Source organism: Desulfonatronum lacustre DSM 10312 (genome assembly GCF_000519265.1).
Lineage (GTDB): Bacteria > Desulfobacterota > Desulfovibrionia > Desulfovibrionales > Desulfonatronaceae > Desulfonatronum > Desulfonatronum lacustre.
On the sequence record NZ_KI912608.1, the window covers coordinates 1,318,251 to 1,340,523 of the forward strand.

Here is a 22,273-nt window from a genome sequence, read left to right on the forward strand (position 1 = left end):
TTTCTTCAAGATGCATGCCAAGGAGTCCATATCTGTCGTTGTTTTTTTGATATGCAATTTCAAGGTATTAGGAGGCACACCCAAACCAGAGATGGTGGCGCGGGATTATATGACTGGTTCCCGCATCCGGCTTTGCAGGACTTCAGGATTCCGCGGAGCGTTCGTATCCAGGCAGGGCATGCAGCGGCATGAGAGGACTCGCACACCATCGACATCCCCTTGAATAAGGGAATCCGGATTTTGCAACCATCCGCATATCCTGGATTACTCACTATGCGGTTCGGACTGATATCCTCCGGAAATTCCATGGTTTCAGGCGCAGAGCCCAGGGTCGCGGCCGCACCGCTACCTTGGGTTCTGCGCCGTGTTTCCTTCGCCACCCCCAACGCCTGTCGTTGCGTCGCTATTCTTTACACTGCTTCTGTTTAACGGAAAAACATAACCATCCAATAAGATATAACTTTTATATTTACACTTGGGTCATCGGTGTCAGGAAAGTTTACAGCTGGTTTTCTGCTATATTGAACCGGGCTCGTAAATCTATTGATTCCGGCCTGCTGACCAATAAAAAATTTAAGTCCTGAAGGGGCGACGTTATTGGCAGTTCAACTGCTAACGTCGCCCCTTCAGGACTCGATCCGTAATCCACTCCGCCTCGGGGGTAAAAACCGCCGGCTCTACGGCGAAATCCCTTCGGGATTGTCGAAACTTCTCAGTTCAACGGAATGGAATGGAGTGCTTTTTGAGCAGTTCGTAGAACCTGGCCCTGGAAATGCCGGAGAGGCGCAGGACTTCGGGTAGGTCGTGACCGACACGCCGCAAGATTTCATGGATGTACTCCCGTTCCAGGGCACTGACGGTCTGTTCCCGCAGTTCCCGCAGTGTCGGGAGGTCTTTGGCCATCAACGCACTTGCCTTGACGGACTCTGATTCCGAAAAGACGAAATCCGGAACGGCGCGGGCCGAATTGAGGGCGGGCTCGACCACGGGGGCTTCCATATCTTCGACGGGAGCGCCCCGCTCTTCCGGTTCGACCTGCCGCGGAACCTCGGAAAAATCGGGGAGCTGGGCGTGATTGGAGGATTTGTGCCCCTTGCGCAGGCATGCTTTCTTTGCCTTGATCCGCACCTCCATAGGTAAATGCTGCGGATAGAGGATCGGCTCTTTTCTGGCCGAAACCAGGACGTTCTCCAGGGTGCCGAACAACTCACGGACATTGCCCGGCCAATCGTAGTTCATCAGCGCCTCGGTGAATTCCGGCGACATGCCCTTGGTGGGCAGTCCGTATTGTTCACAGACCGTGTTCATATGATGGACGGTCAGTTCCTTGATGTCCTCCCGCCGGTCGATCAGGGCCGGGAGTTGAATATGCATGGATCTCAAACGAAAGAGGAGGTCCTGACGAAAAGCGCCGGCTTGGGTCATGGCCTCGAGATCCTGGTTCGTGGCGCAGACCAGCCGAAAATTGCTCTTGATTTCCCTGTTGTCCCCAACCTTGCGGAAGCGATGTTCCTGAAGGACGCGCAAAAATTTTTTCTGAACGGACAGGGGCAGTTCTCCCACTTCGTCCAGAAACAGGGTTCCGCCGTCCGCCTTGATGATCAGCCCTTCCCGAAGCGAATCAGCGCCGGTGAACGCCCCCTTGACGGAACCGAACAACTCGGACTCGACGAGGTTTTCGTGAAGGGTCGCGCAATCCACAATGACAAAGCGCCCCTTTGCCCTGGCGCTGTTCTCGTGAATGGCCCTCGCGAATAGCTCTTTGCCCGTACCGGTCTCGCCCGTGACAAGCACCGACATGTCGCTCTCCGCGGCCTGGGCCAGCAGATCGAAACACGCCTTGATCCGGGGGCTTCGACCAACAATACCGTTGACTTTCAGGGCCTTCAGGCCTGCGCATGGCTTTTTCTCACGGTATTGTAAGGCGCGGATCAACGGCAACAGCATCGACTTCAAGGAAGACGGCTTTTGAACATAATCCCATGCGCCGTTGCGGATGGCCAATTCGGCGCCGTCCGGATCGGACTCGCCGGTAATGATGATCACCTCCGGGGGCTTGCTCCCGCGGTTGATCGTCGGCAACGCCTCCAGGCCGTTGCCGTCGGGCAGGCGGACATCCAGGAAAACCACGTCGAAGTTATAGCGTTCAACGAGTTCAAGGCCCTTGCGGAGGGAATGCGCGCACTGAACATCATACCCCAATCGAAGGATCTTTTTAGACAAGACGTTACAGATGATCTTGTCGTCATCAATGATCAGGACAAGAGTCCTCTTCCCCTCCTGGCACCGACCAGAATCATCCGAATGAAAACAAGGTTCCGGCATGACGTCCTGATTGCATGCTCGCGGGGAATCAACCTGGCTATTCATCAAGATGTTCCAGGGAAACGCATCGGGGAAGGTAAACATGGACCGTCGTGCCCCGACCTTGACGGCTGTCCAGAACAACGCCGCCGCCCAGCTTGTGCGCGACGGCGTGAACGATGGGCAGCCCCATGCCCGTCCCTCCCGTGCTTTTCTTGGTGGAAAAGAGAGGCTCAAATACCCGGTCGAGGATTTCCTCGGGAATGCCTCGGCCGTTATCCCTGACCGCAAGGTGCAGGTATTCGCCCTCGGGAAGCTGGTTGCCGTAAACAGCCAGGGGACCTTCAAGGATTGCCTCGGACAGCGTCACTTCGATTTCGCCCTGACCGTTCATGGCCTGGGCTGCGTTGATGCAGAGATTCATGAGGATCTGATGCATATGCGTGGTGTCGGCGACGAGCAGCCAGGAGGTCGTCCGAAGATTCTGGACGATGCGTACGCCTTTGGGCAACAACCCGCGACTGACGGCAATGACGCTCTGAACAAGATCAAGGCCGGCCGTTGGAAAAGCAATCGGGGAGCCCTGGCGCTTGAAACTCAAAATCTGACCGACCAGTTTTTTGGCGTCTTCAGCGTATCCCAGGGCCTGCTCCAGGTCCGTGCGCACGGGGTCGCCATCCTCGAGCTGCTCCGCGGCCAGTTCAATGGAACCGATGATCCCCCCGAGAATGTTGTTGAAGTCATGCGCGGTTCCCCCGGCCGCGATCCCGATGGCCTCCAGTTTCTCGGCATTGCGAATGCGTCGCGCCAAACGCACCTCTTGCGTCACGTCGCACAGGATGGCGACGTAGTTGGTGATCGCCCCGCCCGAATTCTTCAAGGGAGTAATCTGGGCCTTGATGTCGCGGCGCGAACCGTCCTTACGCCGCATAACAAGATTCCCATGCCAGATGCCTTTGTCGAGCATCAGTTCTTCCATGTTGTCTTTTTCCGGCAGGCAGGAGTGCTGAAAAAAGGTCAACAGGTTCACCTTTCCCGAGAGAACTTGTCGTCTGTCCAATCCGGTCATTTGCCAGAACGCTGGATTGACGTAGCTGATCCTCCAGTCAATGTCCGTGAGCACGACACTCTCGGGCACATGTTCGATGATCGAGGCCGTGCGCAACAGTTCGTCCTGAGCGGCGTCTTTTTCCCGTGCATGAGTGATCAAAGCCTTGTCGCCGACCTGCTGATGGGTGTCGACAAGGCTTTCCTTCGAGTGTTCCCACACGGTTATGTTGTGAATAACGTAAACCGCTCCAACGGTGTTGTTGCTGGAGTCGTTGAACGGCGATACCGTGACCTGAATCTCCCCTAGACGGTCAGAATGGATTGTCTGCTGCAGAACGTTTTTCTTCGCGGACAAAGGATATTTTTGTTCATGGGATAAACGAGGCAGGCAAAAATCAAAGAGTTCTTCACAATTTTTGCCGATCAATGCGCATGGATGCATATTGAAATGCCGTGCAAAAGACATATTGACTCGTTTGATGACATTCTTCCTGTCCACAACGCATATTAAGTCATGGACTGAATCAATAGTATGCTCCAGCTCTTTCTTCGCAATGAAAACAGCATCACTAATGCCCATGCTGTTTCCCGCGATTTTTGAAAATACCGTAAAAGCACCGGTAAATTCTCGAAAATTTTGTGGGAACGGAAAGACGGATACGCCGAGATGGATGAAAGCGCCATTCCTTATCGGAAGCTGGATGTCAAAAGAGATATTTTTTCCGTCTCCGAGCAAGAGCATCTGGTGATGGATCAAATTACGCTGATGTTTCGGAACAAGAGCATCGAGCCTTACCCCGAGGACATCGAATGACGTAAAACCTGTCAACTGATAAAATGTATTGTTGGCATAGGAAATCCTTCGTTGTGCATCAAGCATCACCAAAGGGACGTTGATCCACTCCACGAGCGTCTTGAAGAACTGCTCACCTCCGTTTGGGTTCACAAATGCGGGAGGGCATGACGATCCTCTCCCAAGGACTCCAGCCAAAGGCAGCGAAGAGTGATAATTCATGATCGATGTCTCCGTGGGTCTTCGATGCTACCGAGTGTCGGCGATGGATTCGTGGCGGCGACGAAACGGGGAAATCCGGCCCTCCCCCCGTGATCGTGCGGCACACTTCAGTCTTGGATTATAGAAGAAAATTACATATTACGGACCGAAATATCCTCTTCAGATAGCCTCGTCTGTAGGGGAATCTCTTATTTATGCGGGAAATAATCTCTGATGGGTGCAGGAATATTTCCCGGTAGAGGCGGGAGTATTTCCCGAAAGAAGCGGGAAAATTTCACATGGAGAAGACGAAAATCCCCCCGGGAGAAGACAGGAAGTTCTCCCGGGGGGGACACAGAGGAGGTGTTTGTTGCGTTGATCGAAGGCGCGTTGGGGGGGAAATGCTCGCTTAGGCGTGAAACAAATCAGTTTTCATCAAAATCGAAATCGAAATCGCGATCGAAATCGAAATCATTGAAATCGAAAAAACTGTGCATCACCCCTTGATTACGCCATCTTTTTAGAGATGACGTTCGATTTCGATCACGATTTCGATTTCGATTTCGATTTCGATTTCAATACCGATCCAATAGCGCGCGAGAATCGAACCAATCCGGGGTTCAATCCTTCCATTGGTCCACATCGACCAGGCCGATCTTGACCGCATAGCGAATCAGGTCCATGGGCCGCTGGAGTTCGAGCTTGCGCATGATGTTGGTGCGGTGGTTCTCCACGGTTTTCGGGCTGACGAAAAGCCGGTTCGCGATTGCCTTGGTCGATTGCCCTTCCGCCAACAGCCGAAAGATCTCTTGCTCGCGGGGGGTCAGGCTCCCGTAGTCGCCGTGGGGCTCGACCGCTCGCGGGCCAGGAGAATTCACGATTCCCTGGATCACTTCACGGGAAACCGAACTGTCCAGAAAAAAATCGCCGTTGGCCACGACTTCCAGTGCCTTCAACAACCCTTCCGCGGCGGATTCCTTGACCACGTAGCCCAGAGCCCCGGCCTGGAAGGCCTCGCTGATGTAGTCCATTCTGGAATGCATGCTGATGACCAGAATCCGCGTCTCGGGCAGGACGTTTCTTAGGCTCCGGACCAGATCAATGCCGTTTCCTCCGGGCAGGGATATGTCCACCAAGGCGAGATCGGGCCGCAATGCCTTGGCCCGTTGAAGCCCCTGCTCCGCGTCGCCGGCTTCTCCCGCCACCTCGAATGACGGGCTTCGAACGATTATCGCCTTGAGGCCTTCCCTGTAGAGCGGATGGTCATCGACAATCAATACTGTTTTTTTCGGCGTCATGGCGCTTCCTTGTTCTACGTTGCTTCCCAAATGACAGTATCAGGCCAACTCAACATTGGAATCGAAATCGAAATCGAAATCGAGAAAAACAAGTACGTCATTGACGTGACGAAATGCAATTTCGATACCATTTCAATTTCGACCATACTCCGCGCTCTTTACGTCATGTTGATGTAAAACTTTCGTATCTACTCAGCACATTTTGTATCCGCCCTTGCTCCGGCAATCGGAGTCGGGGTCGCTATCGGAATCGGAATCGGAACAGGAAAAATTTTGAACGCTTCCCAGCGTTTTCGAACCCGATACCGATACCGATCCCGACTCCGACCCCGACAACGGCATTACTCTATGCTGAATAGTTACAAACTTTCATCAGCGGGAAGTTCGACCAGAATTTTCGTTCCTTGTCCCAGGCGCGACTGGATGTGCATCGTTCCCCCGAGCAGGGTGGCCCGTTCCAGCATGCTGCGCATGCCCATGCGCTTTTCCTCGATCGCGGTCGCCATCCGTTGCACCGGATCAAAGCCGAGGCCGTCGTCTTCGATCCGCAGGATGATGCCTGAAAAGGATTTCACCACTTTCACGGCAACCTGTTGAGCCTGGGCGTGCTTCTGGATATTGCGCAGGCCCTCCTGAATCAGACGATACAGATTGATGTCCATATCACCACCCAGGGTCAGGCCGTCAAAGCCCGTAAGGCTCAGATCCACATCAATGCCGGTTTTCTCACTAAACTCGTTGACGTGCTGCGTAATGGTCTGCTTGAATCCGAACTGCTCCAGCCCCAAGGGGTGCTGTTCATAGGCCATATCCCGGATGTCCGCGATGGCCTTGCCAATAAGACGGGAAAAGGCCGTGGCCTTCTCCTGAATTTCTGGGCAGGCGTCCGGACAACACTGGCTCAGTTCGTCCAGGCCGATTTTCACGCTCACAAGATCCTGCCCAACACCATCATGCAGTTCTCGGGAAATCATGCGGCGCTCGTCTTCATGGGCCAGGATAAGCTGCCTTGAAAGTACACGCTGGCTCTCCTGGGCCTGCTTGCGGGCCGAAATGTCCTGAACCTGGACCATGTATCCGGTTACGACGCGGGCCGGATCCGAACCAAACGGAGTGATCCGTACATCCAGATACAACATCCCGGTCTTTGTTGTTCCATACGCTTGTCGGGCCGCGGCGTGTTGACAATCAAAGGACACTTCCTCTTGGACAGCACTGCCCGCCAGCAGACTCCGCCTTGCTCTTCTGCTTAGAAATGGATCGTCGAAAAGCGATATGCCCTTGATCGGACTCTCATCGCCTATTCCATAGATTTCCTGGAAGGCCTTGTTCATCGAGCGCATAATACCCAGCTCGTTATACACCGCAATGCCGATGGGCGATGCATGAAAAACGTTATCAAACTGTTCTTCTTTCGCCCGGACCAATATCTCGTTGGCTCGCTTGCGATCGGAAATATCATAGATGACAACCCGGCAAACCGGTGTACCGGCGCTGTCCATCGCCGCGGTGGCGGCCAGGTGCGCCCAGAAGAGCGCGCCGTCCGATCTGACCAGCCGCAGTTCGCATTCCTGCGGTTCGCCCGTCCGAAAGAGTTTTTTGCGATGCAGGTAGTAGATGTCCTGGTCCTCTTTATGGATGATGCGGGAGATCGGCTGCATGAGCAGGGCGCTTCGATCCATGCCCAGCAGGACCGAGGCGGCGAGATTGGCCTCCAGGATCAGTCCCGGCTCGGAGAGGGTGAGGTAGCTCACCGGGGCCAGGTCATAGAGGTCGAAGTAGCGCGCGCGGCTTTGCTCCAGCGCCGTCTGGACGTGGCGAAGTTCCTCGTTCTGCAGCTCCAACTCGATCTGATGGACCTGGTATTCGTGGATCAGAGCCTTGATATCTTCCACGGAAAGATATTCAACCGACCGTGGTATTTTGGTCAATCGTGCTTCAGCCTGCTTTCGCAAAAGCTGTTTTCTGGCATCTAAATCAGGATCCATGAGAATACTCCTTCCCAAACCCTTGCTCTTGATCTGGGTGTTGCCGAGGGGAGCCATGATTCACGGCATCCAGGGCCATACGGACGCCATGGTCGCGTCCATGGCGTAAAAGGGCTAGTCCGGATCTTCACTCGGCCCGCAGGGCCTGGATGGGATTGAGGGCCGCGGCTTGGCGGGCCGGGTAGTAGCCGAAGAAGATGCCCACGGCCGCGGAGACACCGACGCCCAGGAGCAGGGCTCCGTGGATGAGTTCGAACTGCCAGTCCGAGTAATGGGCTATGCCGTAGGAGGCCCCCACGCCGATGAGGATGCCCAGGACCCCGCCCACCAGGGAAAGCATAACGGACTCGATCAGGAATTGCCATTGGATGTCCCGTTTCTGCGCACCCAGGGCCCGACGGATGCCGATCTCCCGACGACGCTCGCTGACCGAGACCAGCATCACGTTCATCACCCCCACCCCACCCACGACCAGGGAGATGCTGCCGATGGCCCCCAGGAGCAGGGTGAACATCCGGGACTGGCGTTCCATGTGCTCGATGATCTGCTCCGGGCTGGTCACCCGGATCTGCTTGGGCCTGGACAGACCGGCAAAGTGGGCCTGCACGTCCTCAGTGGCTTGGCCGGCCGTGACGCCCGGCTCCAGCCGGGCCATGATCGTGCGGATGGTGTTTTGCGGCGAGACGCGCAGGACCGTGGTGATGGGCAGCATCAGCCCTTCGCTGGCCTCGTAGGGCCGCATGGCGCCCATGGCCGCGGGGCGCAGGATCCCGGCCACGGTCAGCTTGCGGTTGTCGAAATAAACGTGCTCCCCCACGCCCACGGCCATGCCCTGGCCCAGCAGCCGTTGGGCCAGGTTGCCGCCCAGCACGGCATGGGACATCAGCACGTCCAGGTCCGAGATGAACCGGCCCTGCTCCAGTTCCAGCTTGTTCATGTCCAAAAAGGATTCGGTCACGCCCAGCAGCGGAATGGAAATCCGCTGGCCTTCCCGGCGCAGCTCGCCGAAGGCCGAGGCGTACGGGGCCACGGAACGGATCGTCGCCAACCGCTCCGGCAAGGCCAGGGCCTCCTCCAGGCTGAAGCCGGTCGGCGCGCCGCCCCGCTCCCCCCTGCCCTGCTCCAGTTGGATACTGATGATGTCCGTACCCATTTCCATGAACTGGCGCAGGGTTTCGCGCTGGGCCAGAGCCCCGGTGGAGACCAGGGCGATCACCGAACCGATGCCGATGACGATGCCCAGCAGGGCCAGGATGGAACGCTGCTTGGCGGCGATCAGGGACCGGGAGGCTTCCCGGAGATTGGCCTTGAGCATCATGGCGTGGTCCTCGCCTGAGCGTTGTCCGCGATCACCCCGTCCTTCATCCGGACCACCCGTCGGCACTGGGCCGCGATGTGCGGATCGTGGGTGATCAGGATGGTGGTAATCTTCTGGGTGGCGTTGAGTTCCAGAAACAGGTTCATGATGTCCTGACCCACCTGGGTGTCCAGGGCCCCGGTGGGTTCGTCGGCCAAGATGATGGACGGCGATCCGGCCAGAGCCCGGGCAATGGCCACCCGCTGTTGCTGGCCGCCGGACAGCTCCGTGGGCTTGTGCCCGGCCCGCTCAGCCATGCCCACCCGCTCCAGCATTCCCCGGGCGATCCGTCGCTGCTCCCGCTCCCCCATGCCCCGGTAGATCAGGGGCAGGCAGACGTTTTCCAGGGCCGTGAGTCGGCCCAGCAGATTGAACTGCTGAAAGACGAAACCGATCTTCTGGTTGCGGATGGTGGACAACTCCCGGTCCGACAAGGACGAGGTTTCCCGGCCCTCCATCAGATAGCGGCCCGAGGTCGGCTGATCCAAAAAACCGATCACGTTCATCAACGTGGACTTGCCGCACCCGGACGTCCCCATGATGGACACCAGCTCCCCGGCCCCCACCTCCAAATCCACCCCCTTGAGCACCTCCACCTGCACCGGCCCCAAAGTAAAGGACTTGCGAATATTTTCCAGCTTGAACAGGGACATGGTTACCACTCCACCAACCGATCCTCAACGTGCAGCCCGAAGAGAATTTCCACCGCGTTCAGCGTGGTCATGCCGGTCTGGACTTCGCGTTCTTCGATCTGGTCGTTGTCCAGGAGCACCCGGACCAGCGACTGGCCGTGCTGGGGGCGGACGAGGTGCAGGGGCAGGAGCAGGGCCGAGGGATTGTCGTGGACCAGGACCTCCAGGTCCGCGCTCATGCCCACGCGGATCACCTCTTCGGCCTCCGGACTCAGTTCCGGAATGGTGATCTGGACGTCGAAGGTCGGGGCCTGGTGCCCGGTGCCGCCGGTGGCCTGGGCCGAGATATGGGCCACCAGGCCGGACAGGGTCAGGCCGGGAAAGGCGTCGCCACGGGCCGTGACCTTCTGGCCCGGGACGAGCTTGCCGATGTCCACTTCATCCACCTTGGTCAGCACCCGCAGCCCGCTCAGATCTCCCAGGGCCAGCAGGGCCGCACCGGCCGTGACCCGGCCTCCCCGGTCCAGGGAGGTCTTCTTGTCCTCCTCCACCGTGGGCCGGACCACCACGCCGGAGGCCGGAGCCAAGACCCGGGCCTGAGCCAGTTGTTTTTCCAGCTCCGCAAGGCGCAACTCGGCGTTGTCCAGCTCCATGCGGGCGATCATCACGTTGTCCGGGTTGCCCTTGTCCCGGGTGGAGGCCAGGTCTTCCCGGCTGGAGATCAGATCCGTTGTCGAGGACTGGAGCTGCTGCTTGGCGGTGTCCAGTTCGTTGGCCGGAATCAGCCCACGGGAATAGAGCAGCTCACTTTCCTCCAGCTTGCGCCGGTCGGTTTCCAGCTTGTTCTCGGCCCGCTCCACGCTGCGCCGGGCCCGGGCCATTTCCTGGCCGTCGTCCCAGTCGCGCAGTTCGGCGTACTTTTGCGCGGCCTTGATCCGGTTGCCCCGGGCCTCGCGCAGCTTGACCTCCAACTCGGACACGTCCAGGACCAGCAACAGGTCGCCCTGGCGCACCCGCTGGCCGAAAATGAAGTGGTTTTCCAGAATCCGGGCGTCAAAGGGCGCGGTGACCACGATCTCCTCCACCGGCTGGAGCCGACCGGACAAGGAAATGGTGGCCGTCAGGGGCTGGGTGCGCACTGTATGGATCTGCCGGGTCGGTCCGTCGGAGACCGGGGCCGGGGTGGTCAGTCCGGGCAGGGACTTGAGCGGGGTGAAGCCCTGGAAATGGACGACTCCCAGGCCGACGAAAAAGAGGATCACGCCCAGGGTGGCCAGAATGCGCACCACCTGGGCCCGTTTCAGGGTCTGGGTCAGGCGGGCGTTGGATTCTTCCAGATCGGTGTAGGCCCGGGCCAGCTTGCGGCTGTTTTCCCGTTCCTGCTCCTGCAGGGTCTTCAGGGCCGTGATGTCCGAAAAGACCAGGATCACGCCACGGGCCTGGTCGTCCGCCTCGCCGCGCAGATAGGACGAGGTCAGGGACAGGGTGGCCCGCGCCCCGCCGGGACGCATGAAGTCCACGGTCTCCTGTCGGCCCACGGCCTTTTCAAAGACCGCGTCCAGCACCACCTGGTTGAACTCGTCGTTGGCCTCGTCCATGCACAGAAAGACTTCGGCAAAGGTCCGCCCGCGCACCCGGTCCCGGTCCAGGCCCAGGATATCCGAGGCAGCCGGGTTGAACAGGGTGACCCGGCCCTGAAAATCCAGGGCCATCACCCCGTCGCGCATGTTTTCCAGGATATTTTGGTGCAAATGGTCCGCGGGGTTCATGACGGATCCTTTCAGGTTAGGAGTCAAGCAAAACACAGGACAGAATCGAAATCGGCATCGAAATCGAAATCGAAATCGAGAAACATAAGTAAGTATTTAGAATTACGGCGTTTTCTATGATTTCGATTTCAACTCCAAGTATGTCCTGGCTATTTGCGTCATGTTGAACGCAAAACGGAATCAGCGGTCCAGCAACCAGACGTTGCCGCCAAGATACTGTTCTTCCAGGTCTGCGCGCTCCGCGACAAAGGCGATGCCCCAGGTATCCAGGGTCGTGGCCAGGAGGGCGTCCAGTTCGGTCAGGGAATTCTGGTAGTTGATGATGGAATCGTTGAAGTTGTTGCGGGCGTTGCGCAGCCGGTCCTGCTCGGTGATGAAGTTGGTGTTGGACATCTGTCCCAACTGGTATCTCAGTTCACTGAACTGATAGGTCTGTTCGGACAGCTCATAGGTCCGCCGGGCCAGCTCGACCTGCTTCAGTCTGGATTCCACGTCCAGCACCCGCTGTCGCACGGAATTTTCCAAGTTTTCCCGAACGGTGATCAGGGACATTTCCGCCCGGCGCAGGGCGATGCGCGCTGAAAGCAGGGGCTGCTCCCGATCATACTTGGGATCGCCGTAGATGGGCAAGGGGATTTTCAGGGACACGCCCACCCGCCATTCATCCTGCCGGGAACTCGGGTCCGGGTGACGATGGCGCCAGCCGTCGGAGTAGGCCCCTTCCAGGTCCAGGTCCCAACGCCGCTGATTCAGAACGTCGTCCAGGCTCATCCGGGCCAGTTCCAAGGCGTTTTGGGCGGCCAGATAGCCCTGGTCGCGCTCCAGGGCCAGCTCCAGGCAGTCCTCGAAAACCGGGGTTACGGGCTGCAACTCGATGGGCTCGGTCAGGGCGATGGCCGTGCCGCTGTCCAGCTCCAGGCGACGGACCAGGTTCAGCTGGGCATTGTCCAGGTCCTGGCGGGCTGTTTCCAGGTCCAGCTCCTTCTGAGCCAGGTCGGCCTCGGCCTGCAGGCTCTCGCTGGCCGCGCGCCGACCAGCGGAGATGAGCACCCTGGTGTCATCCAGATGCTTGTGGGCCTTGGCCAGGGCGTCCTCGGCCAGTTCCAACCGCTGCTTGGCCCGCATCATGGCCCGGTATTCCCTGATCACTCCGTTGATGGTACCGATCAGCGTATCCCGCAAGGCGCGGACGTTGTCTTCCTCCTGCATCGCGGCCCGGACCAGGGATGCCGTGTTGTACCTGGTTCCGCCGCCCTTGAGCAGGGGCTGACGAAAGCCCACGGACCAGCCGGTCAGCCCGCTCTCCCGGCTCACGGTTTCCCCGTCATGGCTACGGATTCCGGCGATGGTGTTGTCCCAGGCAAAAAACAGCTCCGCCCCGGTGGGCACCTTCTGGGTCACGCTGGTGGTGATCCCGGCGTTCACGGTCTCTGTCCGCGACCGCTCCGCTTCCGGGCCGTCCGCGACGTACTGAGTGGACGAACCGGCGACGGAGGCATCCGTCCTGGGCGAAATTTCCAGATTCGGCCAGAACTTGGACAGATCTTTGCCTAACGAGAATTTCTGAAGAATCCGGCCCAGGTAAGCACTCTCAATCTCCCGGTTCTGGCGCAGGGCCAGATGGATGGCCTCGGTCAGGTTCAGTTCCAGGACTTCGGGCAGGCCGAGCTGATCAGACGACGGCAGGACGTATTGCGTGGACCCGGACGGATTATCCGTCTGGTCTTGAAGTTGGTTTTGTGGAGGAGTTGCGATCTGAAGCTGGGACCGCAACAAGCTCAAACCCATATTCTGGTCCGTATCCCGCCCCAAATCCTGGGCCTTGGCAGGTGAGAACCAGAATGCAAGGAAGAGCATCAGAGGCAAAAACGCCCAATTTATTTGACGAAAAAAAACTGGCATGCACCAACCTGTCTTCAGTTCTGGAGCTGAGGCGATGATTTGGGAGGGAGCGCCCTGCTTACCTGCACGCGCCGATGGAGTCCAGGGCGCAGCCCCGGCCGTCCGTCCAGGTGGCCTGGGACAGGTTCGCGCCGCGCAGATTGACTTTGCGCAGATCCGCGTCTCGGAGATCCGCGCCGCGGAGGTCGGCGTCTTCCAGGTCAGCGCCGAAAAAGTTGGCCCGGCGCAACGTGGCCAGGCCCAGTTTGGCCCCACGCAGATCAGCATTTTCCAGAACCGCCGAAATCAGCCAGGCCTCGCCCAGATTGGCCTCCCGCAGGTTGGCTCCGGCCAGCGTAACCCTGTTCAGGCTTGCTGTGCGCAGGTCAGCCCGCCGCAAGCCGACGTCGTTCAGGATCGCATCGTTCAGACTCGCTCCGCGCAGATCGGCCTTATTCAGTTTCGCGCCGCCCAGATTGGCCTCCATCAGCATGGCCCCGCGCACATCGGCCCCGTCAAGGTTCGCACCGCGCAAATCGGCTCGAACCAGATTGGCCTGAAGCAGCGAGGCGGAAAGCAAGATGGCGTCCGTCAGGACGTGTCCCTCCAGATCGGCATAGTCCAGGTCGCACTGCTCGCAGTGCCCGGTCTCCATCAACCGCTCAAGATGCCGCGCATCATAGGCCCAGCCATATCCGGCCGGATACAGGGCCGGATACAGGGCAAGGCTGACGGCCAGAAATAGCGCCCGCGTTCTTATCATGGTTCTTGTTCCATTCAATAACAGGTGCCACGCCCGGAACATTCTGAAAAACAGCCCCCGATGGAAGGGATTGCACGGAGTCGGAATCGGGATCGGGATCGAAAACGCTGGGATGCGTTCTCAATTCTTCCTGTTCAATTCCGACTCCGATTCCGACTCCGATTAACGTGCGTCGTCCAGAGCCAAGCGCGGATCACGCGCCGTGAAAGTGGTATTTCTGCTCAATGCCCATAATCAGCTCAAAAAACTGCTCGTCGGTCAGGGATTCCAGGTCCAATTCCTTGGCAAACCGCGCAATCAGCTCGTCGAGCATCTGCTCCAGGTCAGCCACGGCCTGATCGGTGAAGGTCTGGATCAGAGCCTTGGCGGCGTCCCGGTCCTGCTGCCACAGCGCGAGGTACCCGGCTTCCATGGTTGACTGCCTGACCGCCAGTTCCTGCTCAAAATCGGCAATGATCTGATGCGCGACAGGGGCCAGACGCGGATAGTCCTGCAACACCAAGGCCTGCATCTTGCGGGAGCGCCAGAACATGGAGTGGTCGTCCATCTCGCCGGTGGCGCCCTGGTACGCCGCGGGCATGTCGGTCACGCCCTTGTAAAAGGGCATGTACACGCCCAGGTCGGGCATGCCCAGGGCGATATATTGAATAACCGCGAGGTCGCCGGGCAGGTCCGGCCGGGTCTGGGTGATGTGCGACAGGGAGGCGCGCATCACGCTGACGGGCCGGTAGGATTCCTTGGGATTCTGGTGCATGTAGGGATCATGCGGGGTGCCCTGATAGCGATTGCGCAGGCCCTGGGCCACGTCCTGGACCGTCAGTTTCCGGTCGGGCCGGACAAAAACCGGATACAGTCCGTCCTCCCGGGCATACTCGATGCCGGAGTAAAGCTTGAGCAGTTCGCGCACCCGGGGATAATTGTAGGTGTGGTCGTGCTCGCTGTCGCTGATGCAGCAGGTGAAGAAATTGAACGGGCTTTGGGCCGGATCGGACAGCTTGTTTTCCACAAGAAACTCCACGAACCCGGCGGACGACATCACGTTCATGGAATCGCTGAAGTCAGCGGACTGGAAGCGCCCCTGGTTGGCGGAAACAAAATACGTGTCCGCCGGGAGGCGCTGGGCCAGCCAGTGATGACCGGAGGCGGTCTCCAGGTACCAGATCTCGTTGCGGTCGCTGAAGGCCACGCCAAAGCCTTCACCGGCGCCGGCCGTTTCGATGACCCGCCCCAGCAGTCGAATGCCTTCCCGGGCCGAGGTGGCATAGGGCAGGACCACCGAAGTGATGGAATCCTCGGTCAGACCGGTGTCTGTCACGTAGGGATCAATGGCCAAAATGGCGTCGCTGTTGAAAATGGTTTCCGTGGCCGAGATGGCGATACCGTAGTCGTTGATCCCGGTTTCCTCAAAGGACAGGTCCTTCTGGTCTTCGGACTGCCATTTGGGAAAGGCTACGTAGCCCAGCCCATTCGGCGGCATGGGCCAGGTGAAGTCGTTGTCGTTGGCGTTAAAAGTAAAAGCCTCGTTGCGAGGAGCGTGACGCACGATGTTCTGGGCGTCTGACGCACCGGCGTTGTCTTCATTGCGGGCGATGATCAGGGACCCGTCCGCGGTGGCCTCGTGGCCGACGAGAATGGTGGTGCAGGCTTCTGCCGGGGCCATGGGCAGCGCGATGAAACCGGACAACAGGAGCAGAAACAGTGCCGCAATGGGCGAGGCAATGCCCCAGGACGAACAAGACTTGGATTTCATGTGATTTCCTCCATGTGATGCGTAAAATGTGTATCTGTTCAGCATGCGAAGCAGATGTTGCCTGAATCAAGCACGATCCATGCCATAAAAAAGACATAAAATTTCGTTATATTACAAAAATACGTCAACCATTAAACGCCATACTGTTTGCGCCAACATTTCGGGCACTGCCAACATTCATGGCGGCCTGGAGATGCCTGAACATGCCTGGACATGTTGGTGACGTGTCCGGATCGCACGGGCAGGAAGGCCAGGGAGAGGCTTCGCTCCGGCTGTCTGCTGTTATCAGGATCTTCCCCCAGGAAGTTCATTCCCTCCTCTCCATGCGGGCCGTTTCCTCACAGATCCGGTCACGGGGGCCGATGGCGATGATCTGGACTTCTCTGTTTGCAGCCAAGTTGTAAATGATCCGAAATCTGTTGACGCGAAAGCTTCTGAGGCCCTCCAGTTCTCGCTTCAAGGGCTTCCCCAGTGCCGGATTCTCCACGATCAGCACAAGTGCCTCGCGGACTTTTCGTTTCAGCTCTGGATGCAGACCGCGAATCAGTGCTGCCAGATCGTCTGAAACGCGCAGTCGATACAAGGGACTCCGGCTCATTCGGCGAAAAGTTCGTCAATGGTGTACAGGCTGGCCTTGTTTTCCTTCATATCCCGCATTCCCGAGGCAATTTCCTCCAAAAGCCGTGGATCGGACTGGATGAGCAAGGTTTCCGACCAGCTTGAAAACTCGTCAGGGCTGACCAAAACAGCGGCAGGTCGCCCGTTTCTGGTGATCACGACCTCCTGGTCCGTGGCGTTGACCATGTCCACAAGATGGCTGAACTTCATTTTCGCCTCAGAGAGGGAAAGTATTTCCATGTTTCGGACCTCCATTCCGGTTGACCTGAATTCAGGTCATGCTTCCTGATGCCGGTTTGGTTGTCAAGCACATCACCCGAACTCCCCCACCGCCCCGAACACGATGACCTGGAGAATGGCCGGCAGAATTGCCGGCCAGATTATCGGGGTCGGCGTCGATACAAAATCATTCGGGAACCGAATTCAGGTAGTCCTGGGTGGTTCGGACCGACCGGACGCCCACGGTGGAACCCGGCCAGATGACGAACTCGCTGAGCCCGGTGTCGCACCCCTGCCCGCGATACCAGTCGCAGGTATATCCCAGGCGGGTCCACGGATAGGGCTTGCTTCCGCCATAGCTGGAAGCCCGGTTGGCCTCGAACCATTGCCTGTAATCCGAGGACAGTTCCTGGAAGCGAGGCGGCGGGAAGTCCAGCTCGCAAACCGTGTCCGTGATCTCCGGATCCGGGCAGGGGCGGACCATGTCGTTGGGATTGACCCAAACTTCCACGAACTTGATATTCGCTGTGTCCGGCGGCATGCCCAGGAGTTGTTCGACCCTGCGCTTCAGGATCGCCTCGTTGGAAGAAGGCCTGGGCGCGAAAAAAGCCTGTATTTCCGGGACCGCCGTCACCCAAAGCCGCAGCCAATCAGGCAGGGTGTAATCCTGCCCCACGGAGTTGTCGTAGTAGTCGCCATCCACCCAGGTAACCATCAGCACCCGCGACGCCCCCGGCTCCCCTTCCCAGATCAGGTCGGTGTTGTACCCGACGATGGGGGTCAGCGAGACCACGATTTCATCCGGCTCGGCCACAATCGCATCCGCCACGGCCCGCTGATACGCGGCCTGGGTATCGCCACCGCCTCCGGAACCTCCCGAGGACCCGTCCGACGACCCGCCGCCACAGGCGGCGAGAAAAAGGAGCATTGCCCAAACAAGGGCGAATTTCATTGCTCTGCCTGATGGATAGCTCTTGGGCTCCATGGCTGTCTCTCCTGTTTATGACCGGTTTTCCGGCGCGATTTTGGGATCAGGGCACTAACCTGATTGTTGAAAAAGACGTTGTCCGGCAGTTGCCCTGACGGACAGCACGGTCATTGGAAGCCAAAAACTCGCCGCCTATCGGCGATGCTGATCCCTCCCGACAGGGAGGGGCAATGTTTTGGAAAGCAGCTTTTTCCCTGCTTTCGAAAATCTTTTCCTTGGCGTACCTCGCGCCTTGAGCGACCAACGGGAGCGGGCGGTTCGTTTCCCAAAACTGTTACGTTATTTTCAGGGAGCTGCCTTACCCAGCAGAGTGGATCATCTCCGACGTCGGGGGAAAATGCCTTCGGGAAAACTCCCGGACCTGGGCAGCTGAATCCAGGCTCAGGGCCTGGGCCGCCAGTTCCCGGCAGCGGGCCATGTTCAGGGTGCGGACGAGGGCCTTGACCCCGGGGATGGAGGCCGCGCCGACGCTGAGTTCGGTGACGCCCAGGCCGATGAGGATGGGCACGGCCTCCGGGTCGCCGGCCAGGCCGCCGCAGACGCCGCACCACTTGCCGTGGGCCGCGGCGGCCCGGGCCGCCTTGTGGATCAGGGCCAGCACCGCCGGGTCCAGGCCGTCGCAGTGGGCCGCCAGCCGGGGGTGGCCGCGATCCATGGCCAGGGTGTACTGGGTCAGGTCGTTGGTGCCCACGGAGAAGAAATCCGCCTCCCTGGCGAACTGCCCGGCCAGCAGGGCCGCGGAGGGGGTTTCCACCATGATGCCCACGGGAATGGACACCGGACTGCCTTGGCCCTTCAGGGCATCGCGTTCCTCCTCGAACAGGGCCTTGGCCTCGCGGAATTCCGCCAGCCGGGAAATCATCGGGAACATGATCAGGGCCCTGGCCGCGCCCTCGCCCTGGGTCTGGGTCTGGGTCTGGCCCTGGGTCTGGCCCTGGGTCTGGCCCCGATTCAGGCCCTGATCTTGGGCCTGGGCCTGGGCCTGGGCCTGCATGGCGGCCCGGATCACGGCCCGCAGCTGGGCGCGGAGCACTTCGGGCCGATCCAGGCCGACGCGGATGCCCCGCTCGCCCAGGAAGGGGTTTTCCTCGGGGGCGATGGGCAGATAGGAGAGGGGCTTGTCCCCGCCCACGTCCATGGTCCGGATGACCACCGGCCGCCTGTTGCCCACGGCGTTGAGCACGGCGGCGTAGATCTCGGTCTGCTCATCCTCGGTGGGGGCCTGGTCCCTGTTCATGAACACGAATTCCGTGCGCATCAGGCCCACGCCCTCACCGCCCATGGCCGCGCACTTTTTGGCGTCCTCCAGGCCGCCGATGTTCCCGGCCACCTCCACGCGCACTCCGTCCGTGGTGATTGCGGGGTCGTCCTTGGCCGCCAGGTCGCGGCGGCGTTTTTCCTCTGCCTGGGCCATGCTCGTCCGCAGCTCCGCCATTTCCCGGTCCGAGGGGTTGAGGCGCAGGACGCCCTTGGCCCCGTCCAGGATGGCCGGAGTGTCCTCGGGCAGGTCCAGCAGGCGCGGGTCAACCCCGACCAGGGTCGGCAGGCCCATGGACCGGGCCAGGATGGCCACATGGGACGTGGACCCGCCGGTGACGCTGCACAGGCCGACCACCGGATTCGGGTCCGGTTCGGCCAGGTCGGCCAGATCCGACGGCGTCAGATCCCGGGCCGCGAGGATGGTGTCCGGGGGATAGACGGCTTTGGCGGCGACCGCGCCCGTGAGGATGCGCAGCACCCGCTGTCCCACGTCGTGCAGATCATGGGCGCGCTGGGCCAGCAGATCGTTGTCCAGGGCGGCCAGCTGCTCGGCCTGGGCCGTGTACGCCCGGCGCCAGGCAAAAGCCGCGCTCTTGCCCTGGGCGATCAGGCCTTCGGCCTGGTCCATAATCTCGGGATCATCCAGCAACTCCTTGTGGGCCGCGAAGATATCCGCTTGCGGCGACGTGCCGGGCTTGCCGGGCTTGTCGGGCTGGGCCGACTTCCGCCGCATGGTCTCGATCTCTTCCGCGGCCCGGGTCGCGGCCCGGCGCAGATCAGCGCGCTCGGCGTCCGGATCCCGGCCTGCTTCCTGAATATCGAAAACCTGCCCTTGCTTGCGGCGAATCCGGCCCACGGCCAGACCCAGGGAGGCCGGGACGCCAATGATCAGGTTCGGGTCGTCCGGTTCAGATGAATGAACATGAGCTTTGTCGCGCGGGACGGAGCCCAGACCTGTGGCCGGGCCTGTGGTCGGGCCTGTGATCGGCTGGGGTTTGGCCGCCGGGCCCGCCTCCCCCAGGCCGGAGGCCAGGGCTTGGACCAGGGCCGGGATGGCTTGGGCCGCATCCGGGCCGACGGCTTCCACGGTCACGAGGTCGCCCTGCTTGGTGGCCAGGTTCATCAGGGCCACCACGCTGCGGGCATTGGCCTTTTTGTCGTGCAGGATCAGGCGCACGTCGGCCTGGAATCCCTTGGCCAGATTGGCCAGCACCGCGGCCGGCCGGGCGTGCAGGCCGCTGGGATTGATGATGGCCACGGGCTCGGAGACCAGGGCGTCCCCTTCGGCCCGGGACGCTGCCTCGCCCGGAGCAACCGTTGCGGGCCGGCCAGCGAAGCTGATCCGCAGGGCCACGTCCCGCCCGGCCACCACCTGGCCCTGTTCCGGGGTGAACAGCGCCCCGTCCCCGGCATTGTCCACGACCATCTGGGTCAGCAGGCTGGGCGCGTTTTGGGAGATATAGTCCGGATCAAAAACGATCAGCGGCGCTCCGGTCTGGACCACGTCGCCCTGGCTGACCCGGGTGGTGAAGCCCTGGCCGCGCAGCTTGACCGTGTCCAGCCCGATGTGCAGCAGCACCTCCAGGCCGTTTTCGGCCTGGATGGTCAGGGCGTGTTTGCCGGCATGGAGATTGACCACCCGCCCGGCGCAGGGGGCCAGCAGGGTGGAACTTTCCGGCTGGATGGAAATGCCGTCGCCGACCATTTTTTGGGCAAAGACCTGGTCCGGAACCTCTTCCAGGGGAACCAGCCGCCCGGAAAGCGGCGCGAGCAGGGCAAGGGGCTCGTGCCGAAGAGGCGGCGGAGGCGTTGCCGCATCGGACATTTCCGCATCGGCCTTTTCCGTCCCGGACTCCTCGCCGAGCAGAAACTGCTCCATGGCGGTTTTCAGGTTTTCGGACCGGGGCCCGAAAATGGCCTGCATGTTCCGGCCCACCACCATGACCCCGGTCGCGCCCAGGGCCTTGAGCCGGGCCTGGTCAGCCCGGGCGATGTCCGCCACCTCCACCCGCAGCCGGGTGATGCAGGCGTCCAGGCTGACGATGTTCTCCCGGCCGCCAAAGGCCGCGACCAGGCTGCGGGGAAGTTCCCGGGCCACATCATCAACCAAACCTCCGGCCGTGCCCGCGTCGATCCCGGTATCGGCCGCAAGGTCCTCCCGGCCCGGCGTCTTCAGATCCCAGGCCCTGATCAGCACCCGGAAGGTTCCATAGTAGATCAGGCCCACCAGGGGGCCGAAGACCAGGACCAGCCAGGGCCTGGTGTCCAGGGCGAAAAACAGGGCAAAGTCGATGAAGCCCTGGGAAAAGGTGAAGCCCAGTTTCGCGCCCAGCAGGCTGAACAGGAGTTGGCAGCCCGCGGCAAAGACCGCGTGGATGGCGTAGAGCACCGGGGCCACGAACATGAAGGAAAATTCAATGGGCTCGGTAATGCCCGTGAGAAAGGAGGTCAGGGCCGCGGAGAGCATGATGCCGCCGGTGCGCACCCGGTTTTCCGGCCTGGCCGTGTGCCAGATGGCAATGGCCGCGGCCGGCAGGCCGAACATCTTGAACAGATAGGCCCCGCCCAGGATGCCGGCGGTGGGGTCTCCGGCGAAAAAGCGGTTGATGTCCCCCCGGACCACTTCTCCCGCCGCCGTGGTATAGGAGCCGATCTCGAAGAAAAAGGGTACGTTCCAGATGTGGTGCAGGCCAAAGGGGATCAGCAGCCGCTCCACGAAGCCGTAGATGGTCACGGCCAGGGTCGGGTTGCCGTAGGCCGCGTACTGCGAAAACCGTTCGATCCCGGTTCCGGCAAAGGGCCAGATCAGGCTGAGTACGAAGCCCAGGGCAATGGCCGCGAAGGCCGTGACAATGGGCACGGATCGCTTGCCAGCGAAAAAGCCCAGATACTGGGGCAGCTCGATGCGGTAGAAGCGGTTGAACATCCTCGCGGCCACGGCCCCGGCCAGAATCCCGCCCAGAACCCCGGTATCCATGGCGTTGATGCCCATGATGGACTTGGTGACGATGGTCAGATCCAGAGTCTGGGTCACGAAGTCCCATTGCTGATAGATCTTGCCCAATACGCCCAGGGTGGCCAGCATGACCACGTACCCCACCACCGCGGCCAAGGCGGCCACCCCGTCGTTTTTCGTCAGTCCCAGGGCCACGCCGATGGCGAAAATCAAGGGCAGACTCCCGAAAATCGCCGAACCGGCCGCGGCCATCAGCAGGGAGAGCTGCACCGGCATCCAGGAAAACTGGGCGCTGCCCACGCCCAGCAGGATGCCGGCGATGGGCAACACGGCCACGGGAAGCATCAGGGCCTTGCCGATTTTCTGCAACGTGGCGAAGGAATTGGTCAGGATGGGCATGACGGGAACGCTCCGTGTCGCGAAGTTTGGGGTGAGCTTGTGGAAGC

Annotated in this window: 14 protein-coding genes; all 14 read right to left on the bottom strand. The window is 60.2% G+C overall.

Annotated features, from left to right (window positions below; genetic code table 11):
* Nucleotides 1-717: 717 nt before the first annotated feature.
* The 14 genes from DESLA_RS0106190 to ptsG all read right to left on the bottom strand — a co-directional run bounded on the left by DESLA_RS0106190 (nt 718) and on the right by ptsG (nt 22,226).
* Complete coding sequence (locus tag DESLA_RS0106190; RefSeq protein ID WP_084032191.1) at nt 718-2,325, bottom strand: sigma-54-dependent transcriptional regulator; 1,608 nt, start codon at nt 2,323-2,325, stop codon at nt 718-720.
* 37 nt (nt 2,326-2,362) lie between these two features.
* Entirely contained in the window at nt 2,363-4,369 is a 2,007-nt protein-coding gene (locus DESLA_RS0106195) for a PAS domain-containing sensor histidine kinase (RefSeq protein WP_084031929.1), read from the bottom strand.
* Between the two features lie 599 nt (nt 4,370-4,968).
* Entirely contained in the window at nt 4,969-5,646 is a 678-nt protein-coding gene (locus DESLA_RS0106210) for a response regulator (protein ID WP_028571785.1), read from the bottom strand.
* A gap of 359 nt (nt 5,647-6,005) precedes the next feature.
* On the bottom strand, nt 6,006-7,634 hold the full coding sequence (locus DESLA_RS21580) for a PAS domain-containing sensor histidine kinase (RefSeq protein WP_051434442.1): 1,629 nt from the start codon (nt 7,632-7,634) through the stop codon (nt 6,006-6,008).
* Nucleotides 7,635-7,761: 127 nt separating this feature from the next.
* Complete coding sequence (locus DESLA_RS0106235) at nt 7,762-8,952, bottom strand: ABC transporter permease (protein WP_028571786.1); 1,191 nt, start codon at nt 8,950-8,952, stop codon at nt 7,762-7,764.
* Nucleotides 8,949-9,644 carry an ABC transporter ATP-binding protein gene (locus tag DESLA_RS0106240; RefSeq protein WP_035261444.1) on the bottom strand — a complete coding sequence of 232 codons (696 nt, stop codon included), beginning with the start codon at nt 9,642-9,644 and terminating at the stop codon, nt 8,949-8,951. Before DESLA_RS0106240 ends, DESLA_RS0106235 begins: the two co-directional genes overlap by 4 nt.
* A gap of 2 nt (nt 9,645-9,646) precedes the next feature.
* On the bottom strand, nt 9,647-11,392 hold the full coding sequence (locus DESLA_RS0106245) for a PAS domain S-box protein (protein ID WP_028571788.1): 1,746 nt from the start codon (nt 11,390-11,392) through the stop codon (nt 9,647-9,649).
* A gap of 180 nt (nt 11,393-11,572) precedes the next feature.
* Nucleotides 11,573-13,249 (bottom strand): TolC family protein, encoded by a 1,677-nt coding sequence (locus DESLA_RS0106250; RefSeq protein ID WP_169732601.1) that lies wholly within the window; start codon nt 13,247-13,249, stop codon nt 11,573-11,575.
* 103 nt (nt 13,250-13,352) lie between these two features.
* On the bottom strand, nt 13,353-14,036 hold the full coding sequence (locus DESLA_RS19100) for a pentapeptide repeat-containing protein (RefSeq protein ID WP_051434443.1): 684 nt from the start codon (nt 14,034-14,036) through the stop codon (nt 13,353-13,355).
* Nucleotides 14,037-14,229: 193 nt separating this feature from the next.
* Complete coding sequence (locus DESLA_RS0106265) at nt 14,230-15,786, bottom strand: C69 family dipeptidase (RefSeq protein WP_051434444.1); 1,557 nt, start codon at nt 15,784-15,786, stop codon at nt 14,230-14,232.
* 307 nt (nt 15,787-16,093) lie between these two features.
* Nucleotides 16,094-16,384, bottom strand: coding sequence for a type II toxin-antitoxin system RelE family toxin (locus DESLA_RS0106270; protein ID WP_084031933.1), 291 nt, complete (start codon nt 16,382-16,384; stop codon nt 16,094-16,096).
* Entirely contained in the window at nt 16,381-16,644 is a 264-nt protein-coding gene (locus DESLA_RS0106275) for a type II toxin-antitoxin system Phd/YefM family antitoxin (protein ID WP_028571792.1), read from the bottom strand. The genes DESLA_RS0106270 and DESLA_RS0106275 overlap by 4 nt, the downstream gene beginning before the upstream one ends.
* Nucleotides 16,645-16,810: 166 nt before the next feature.
* Nucleotides 16,811-17,575, bottom strand: coding sequence for a hypothetical protein (locus tag DESLA_RS19105; RefSeq protein ID WP_051434445.1), 765 nt, complete (start codon nt 17,573-17,575; stop codon nt 16,811-16,813).
* Nucleotides 17,576-17,909: 334 nt separating this feature from the next.
* On the bottom strand, nt 17,910-22,226 hold the full coding sequence (gene ptsG / locus DESLA_RS22310; protein WP_084031934.1) for a PTS glucose transporter subunit IIBC: 4,317 nt from the start codon (nt 22,224-22,226) through the stop codon (nt 17,910-17,912).
* Nucleotides 22,227-22,273: the final 47 nt, after the last annotated feature.